This is a genomic window from Clostridium sp., assembly GCF_050717535.1.
In the GTDB taxonomy this organism is placed as follows: domain Bacteria; phylum Bacillota; class Clostridia; order Clostridiales; family Clostridiaceae; genus Clostridium_AD.
The window spans coordinates 48,639-55,276 of record NZ_JBOITM010000001.1; the positions used below are offsets into that span (position 1 = coordinate 48,639).

Genomic DNA, 6,638 nt, shown 5'->3' on the forward strand with positions numbered 1-6,638 from the left:
TAGTTCCCCCATTCTTTAATTGTGAAATAAGCCTTTTTTAAAGGTTACCATAAAAATCTGGGCATCTATATGACACATGTCATATTTTCGCTGAATTAATTATACAAAACCAAGTTAAACTATTATAATAATACTTATGTAAACAAGAAAATCTATATGTACCTTAGAAAACACCAAGGAGGAATTTTTAATGAAACGCATAAATAATCAAAATGAATTAGACAATTATGTGAAAAAATATAATATAGAAAGTTTTTTTGGAATAAATATGAAAAAATATATGGAGCTACATTTATTTGAAAAAGGAAGCCATATTGTAAAAACTAATGAACCCATAAATTATTTTTATTTTTTTGTTGAAGGTAAGGTAAAGGTATATACTATTTTGAAAAATGGTAAGTCCCTTCTTTTTAGATTATATAAACCCCTAAATATAATTGGAGATGTGGAATTTATTGATTGCGATACTGCTAATTCAAATATTCAAGCAATAAATGACTGTCTATGCATTGGAATATCTATGAAAAATCTAAGAAAATATGCTATTAATGACCCGATTTTTTTAAAATATATGTGTACAAGCCTAGGCAAAAAATTTATAAGTTCCTCCATCGCTAGTTCAATAAATATTCTTTATCCATTAGAAAATAGATTATCAAGTTATCTACTTGCTATTGCGCCAGAAAATAGTCAGCGTTCAAATTTAGATGGTGGAATTATAACAGACAAGTTTACAGAAATGGCAGATTTACTTGGAACAAGCTATAGGCATTTAATTAGAACAATAAATAAATTATGCCAGGAAAACATAATAAAAAAAGAAAAAAATTCTATTATCATACTAAATAAAAATGCATTGGAAAAACTTGCTGGGGATTTATATGAATAAAGGACAGGTATTGTTATAAGCTCGCCTACTTATAACAATATCTGCCCTTTTTATTATTCCAAAATATCAATACTATTTCATTCCGTTCATTTTACCCTTTAGTGCCTTAACTCTCCCATTTATATAATTAAGAAGTTCTTTTTTGTCATCTTTTATTTCGGTTGGAGCGCTAGTTACCATGCTAATTATATCTAATTTGTTACCTTTTATCTCTTTTGCAACTTCATAAGCTAAGTATGTATTTTTCATTTTCCAATATGTAACATTAAATTGGTCTGCTTGGCGTTTATTGTAATGTCCTTTTTCAATGCCAAACTGAAATAAATCTGCTGCTGATTCTAATTCCTCTAAATCTTGAACCTCTAAAGTCTCTTTAACTAAATCCTGAAATGTTTTCATTTTAGCTCTCCTTTTTAACAGATAATATTATTTGTTGATATATTATTAATATCACCCAGTTGTTTGTTTTAAGAAAGTCACCTTTATAAATCTTTCCGTCAACTTTTATATTTTAACACATATTAAGGAATATTTGAATTATAAATTCACACATATCTTTGTCTTTGTATTTATTTTAACATAATTCAAAGTAATTATTAGTAGAATATACAATGATTGAATATTTGCTATTTAAAGGTAAAAGCATATGCAATTTGACAATGGACATATCAAAACAAACTTTAATATTAGACTATCTATATGAGAACAACTTAAGAAAAATTGGGGCACTGCTATCTTATTATGTCTAATATTCCCCACAATATGTGGTTTGCCTAGTTACATTTATTACTAATCTGCTTAAGTCTCTCTTTTAATATTATTTTTATAAATTTATTTCTACCTTTCAATACAATAAAAACCAAGTTGTATCTTCCATATATCCAACCTGGTTTTTCACATTTTTCTTCGCTATTGCATTATAAAACAATACAAAATTCTACAAATTATATTGAATTTTTATAGTAAAATCTTATATTATTGTAACATGTAAATATTCTATTCTCAATATAAACCAAATTAAAATTCTAATAGTTACTTTTTTAAAACTAACTTCAAATATATAAATGAGGCAGATAATTAAATATCTACCTCATTTCATATTTTATAACATTCAAGAAACACACTTAGTTAAATACTATTTGTTTGCTTTTTCTACTCTAATGGGTTTTCCTTTTATTGTCCCCTTATTAAGGGCTTCTAATACTACTTTACCTTTTCCACCCATAATATCTACATGAGAGAAATTATCTTGAATATCTATAATACCGATATCATCAACAGTGACACCTTCTATATTGCAAATAGTTCCTACAATGTCTACAGTTCGTATTTTTTTCTTTTTACCTGCACTAAGGTACAATTTCATTATATCTGTACTGAAATTGGATGCCTTAGTCTTTTTAATAATAGGTTTAGCATCATTTTTTTCATAAAATGCTTCTCTATACGGCTCTGAGTCTTCCTTTGATGGAATCGATTTTTTAGGTATTTCCATACCAATATACTCTTCTATAGCTTGTAAGAATTTTTTCTCATGATGAGTTGTAAAAGTTATAGCCTTTCCTTTTTTACCCGCACGTCCCGTTCTTCCTATTCTATGTACATAGTTTTCTTTTTCCAGTGGCAAGTCATAATTTATAATATGAGTTATATCTTCCACATCAATTCCTCTAGCAGCAACATCTGTAGCTACTAAAAATCTAAATTCACCCTTTTTAAATCTTTCCATAGCATCTAATCTTTCATTTTGAAGCAGACCTCCATGTATCTTAACACATGAATAATGACGATTTTTCATTTGATCAGTTATTACATCAACATTTTCTTTTGTTCTACAAAACACTATACAAGAATCTGGATTTTCAACATATAGTGTTCTTTTAAGCAAACTGAGTTTCTTATCTTCATCTACTTCAAAGCAAACTTGATCAATTTTCTCTACAGTTAATTTCTCAGGATTTATCTCTATTTTAACTGGACTTACCATGTATTTAGCACAAATTGCTTCAATAGATTCTGGAATTGTAGCTGAAAATAACATGGTAACTCTGTTTTTAGGCACAGCTTTAATAACCTCTTCTACTTGATCTATAAATCCCATACTAAGCATTTCATCTGCTTCGTCTAATATTAAATATTTTACCTTAGCTAAATTAATAGACCCTCTTTCAATATGATCTAAAGTTCTTCCTGGTGTTCCTACTATTACATGAACTCTTTGTTTCAACTGCTTCTTTTGCATCGAGATAGGTTGTTTACCAAAAACAGCTACGGCTCTAATTTTTTTGTACCTTCCTATTTGTGTTATATCCTGGCTTAATTGAAGAGCTAGTTCTCTAGTAGGTGTTAATATTAGCGCTTGTGGTTCTGTTTCTTCTATATCCGCACTCTCGCAAAGTGGAATGGCAAAAGCTGCTGTTTTTCCGCTGCCGGTTTGTGATTTTACTATGATATCTTTACCTTTTAGAGCTATAGGTATTACTGCAGCTTGAACCTCTGACGGATTTTTGTATCCTAAATTAACAATTGCTTTTAATATTTCTTTACTAATATTAAATTCTTCAAATTTCATGTTACTCATTTTAACTTCCTCTCTAGTTTCATATATAATTTTTAAGTTTAACTTAAATATATTTTTAACTCATAAGTTATTATTATACCATGATTATATACATAATTTCTATTGCAAATTTTAACAATAGGTAAATATATTTATACTCGCTTTGTTTCAATACATAAGGGATAATGAATTTCTTCACTATCCCCTTACATGTACAACTAATTGACTGTTTCACATGGATATATATAATTTGCTACACATCTAGCATCTAGTTCTTCAGGATCACCTATATTATCTGGAAGTACAAACACTAGTTTACGTGCAATAGTACCACATGCATTACTACCACATGTATTACCACATGCGTCCTCTCTACATAAGATTGTAGTAAAACCTTTAAAAGCAAGTATTCTATGACAATTATCATAGATAATGCATGCAACACAAACTGGTATACCAATGCATACATTATTTACTTGTATTCTTACAGTTAGTAATTTAGCACCGTGTTTTTCTAAATTTATTGGATCTACATCAATAATATTACATAGGTTACATTCACAATTATCATTTGGTGAACAATTTGGTTTATAATCTTTTTCATCTCTACTCATTTAATAAGACTCCTTTTTGTATAAATTTTCAATGGGAAAATACATTGTCTGATTTATAAGTTATTGTAGGTTTTTATGGATACATATATCACTTACATATAGTGTCAACATAAGCTTTATACTTGATATATGTACTAATAAATCAGAATGATAACTGAAATAGTCTTTATTAATGAGATAATGTAATTCATAGTATAATATATTCTATGTAGTGAATATTTGTTAATAAATATTCCATTTTCAATGAAAATTTTTTTTTGGCTTTAGATTTGTTGAACCAACTTGTGTTGCTTATAATTGATAGAATATATATATGATATATATGTTAAAGTTAACTTATTAACATATGAAAGAGGTGTATAAAAATGAATAGATGCCATTGGTGTGGGGTTGATCCACTATATATAAAATACCATGATGAGGAATGGGGCGTACCTGTCCACACGGATAGAAAGCATTTTGAATTTCTTGTTCTAGAATCTGCTCAGGCAGGACTCAGTTGGATTACCATACTTAGAAAAAGAGAAAACTATAGAAAAGCCTATGATGATTTTGATTATAATAAAGTAGCGCAATATGATAATGAAAAAGTAGCTGAGCTTATTCAAAATCCAGGGATTATAAGAAACAAACTTAAAATAGCAGCCTCCATAAATAATGCTTTGATGTTCATTAAAATTCAAGAGGAATTTGGTAGCTTTGACACTTACGTATGGTCATTTGTAAACAATAAACCCATAATAAACCATTGGGATAACATTGAAAATGTGCCAGCAACCTCTGATTTATCGAATTTGGTTAGTAGGGATTTAAAAAAACGTGGCTTTAAGTTCTTAGGCTCAACCATAACTTATGCTCTTCTTCAAGCAACTGGTGTAATAAATGACCATATAAAAAGCTGCTTTAGATACAATGGAGATTTCACAGTTAAGAATGAATATTAAAGATATAAAGCATTTAATTTTTCATAAAACAAAAAATCAGTTCTTAAATAAGCTTTAAAGTTTATTTAAGAACTGATTTTTGTTTTTATTGATTAGCATAAGAATGTACCTTATTTATCCATTGATTTCTATGAATTGCTTAGCAAAATAATTCTAGCTATGTTTTAGCAAGTTCTTTCAATATTTTCCGGACCTTTTTCAAGCGCCTTATCAATAGTACAAGCTTCTGACAATATACCTATTATTGAATTTATTCCATACTTATATAAATCCTCTACCCCATCACCTATACGTCCAGCAAAAGCTATAACAGGTATATTAAGTTCCTTAGCTATTAAAGCTACCCCAAGGGGTGTTTTCCCAAAAAGTGTTTGTCCATCTATACTACCTTCGCCAGTAAACACATAATCGGCATGTTGCATTTTTTCTTTAAGCTTAGTATGCTTCGTAACTAATTCTATTCCCCTATTAAGTTCTGCGCAAAAAAAGGCAAGAAATCCGGCTCCTAAACCACCTGCGGCTCCTGACCCAGGAATACTTTCGATATCTATATCTAACTGTTTCTTTATAATTTTTGCATAATGTCTTAAATTATCATCTAATATTTTCACCATTTCACTTGTAGCACCCTTTTGAGGTCCAAAAATATAGGAAGCACCATTTTCCCCAGTTAGTGGATTATTTACATCGCAAGCTACCTCAATCTTAGTGTCTTTAAGTCTTTTGTCTAGTCCACTTAAATCTATGTCATGAAGAAGATTTAAATATCCACCACCCAAATTAATTTCTTTGTTGTCCACTGTTAAAAGCTTTCCACCAAGTGCTTGTATCATTCCCGCACCACCATCATTTGTAGCACTACCGCCTATTCCTATAATTATATGATTAGCTCCCTTGTTAAGTGCTGCTTTAATTAGTTGCCCTGTGCCATATGTGGTAGCTAAAAGAGGGTTTCGTTTTTCCCTAGCAACAAGATGTAGTCCACTAGCACTTGCCATTTCAATTACTGCTGTTTTTTTATCTCCAAGCATTCCAAATACAGCTTGTACTTCATCCCCAAGAGGTCCTTTAACTATCCCCTGATATAAATAACCTTCAGTTGCATCAACAAGCGACTGAACGGTTCCCTCTCCGCCGTCAGCCATTGGAACCTTCACACACTGTGCATCAGGAATAACTTTTTTAATCCCTCTTTCCATAGCATCTGCTACTTCTTTTGCTGTCATACTCTCTTTAAAGGAATCTGGAGCTAACACAAATTTCATATATACCCATCCTCTCTAATGAAATTAAATAGTTTTCTTTTACTTCCTACATTGTAAACGGATTGCGTAAAATAAACATTAGGCAATTATTTAAAAATTAGCCCATAATTTTTGTGCAATTGACCAATTAGAACATTATATAAATAGAGTCATCTTTATTTATTTGTCATTATGTCATAAGCCTAGATTTTTTTAATGCATAAATAATGGTAGGTATGAGGACAATTTGAATAACAATGCCCGGCAGGCTGTGCGAAAACCTATAAAAAACTATTAATAATCTGTCAATTTTGGTATAATTAATCTATATTATACCAAAGGAGAAGGATAAATTATGAACTATATTTTGGGAACAGATAGACTGCA

Annotated in this window: 6 protein-coding genes; 2 read left to right on the forward strand and 4 right to left on the reverse strand. The window is 29.8% G+C overall.

Annotated features, from left to right (window positions below; translation table 11 throughout):
- Positions 1-190: 190 nt before the first annotated feature.
- Positions 191-889 carry a cyclic nucleotide-binding domain-containing protein gene (locus ACREVU_RS00325; protein ID WP_431549643.1) on the forward strand — a complete coding sequence of 233 codons (699 nt, stop codon included), beginning with the start codon at positions 191-193 and terminating at the stop codon, positions 887-889.
- Between the two features lie 72 nt (positions 890-961).
- Here ACREVU_RS00325 and ACREVU_RS00330 read toward each other — a convergent pair whose 3' ends face one another.
- The 3 genes from ACREVU_RS00330 to ACREVU_RS00340 all read right to left on the reverse strand — a co-directional run bounded on the left by ACREVU_RS00330 (position 962) and on the right by ACREVU_RS00340 (position 4,063).
- The gene (locus ACREVU_RS00330; protein WP_216165996.1) at positions 962-1,288 is read right to left on the reverse strand and encodes a hypothetical protein; all 327 of its coding nucleotides are present in this window, start codon (positions 1,286-1,288) and stop codon (positions 962-964) included.
- Between the two features lie 736 nt (positions 1,289-2,024).
- The gene (locus tag ACREVU_RS00335; RefSeq protein WP_431549644.1) at positions 2,025-3,470 is read right to left on the reverse strand and encodes a DEAD/DEAH box helicase; all 1,446 of its coding nucleotides are present in this window, start codon (positions 3,468-3,470) and stop codon (positions 2,025-2,027) included.
- Between the two features lie 197 nt (positions 3,471-3,667).
- A complete protein-coding gene (locus ACREVU_RS00340) occupies positions 3,668-4,063 on the reverse strand; it encodes a hypothetical protein (protein ID WP_431549645.1) in 396 nt (131 codons plus the stop codon).
- Positions 4,064-4,428: 365 nt separating this feature from the next.
- On the opposite strand from ACREVU_RS00340, the gene ACREVU_RS00345 reads away from it, so the two are divergent.
- A complete protein-coding gene (locus ACREVU_RS00345; RefSeq protein ID WP_431549646.1) occupies positions 4,429-5,007 on the forward strand; it encodes a DNA-3-methyladenine glycosylase I in 579 nt (192 codons plus the stop codon).
- A gap of 164 nt (positions 5,008-5,171) precedes the next feature.
- On the opposite strand, the gene ACREVU_RS00350 is transcribed toward ACREVU_RS00345, so the two are convergent.
- Positions 5,172-6,272, reverse strand: coding sequence for a glycerate kinase (locus ACREVU_RS00350; RefSeq protein WP_431549647.1), 1,101 nt, complete (start codon positions 6,270-6,272; stop codon positions 5,172-5,174).
- Positions 6,273-6,638 lie beyond the last annotated feature (366 nt).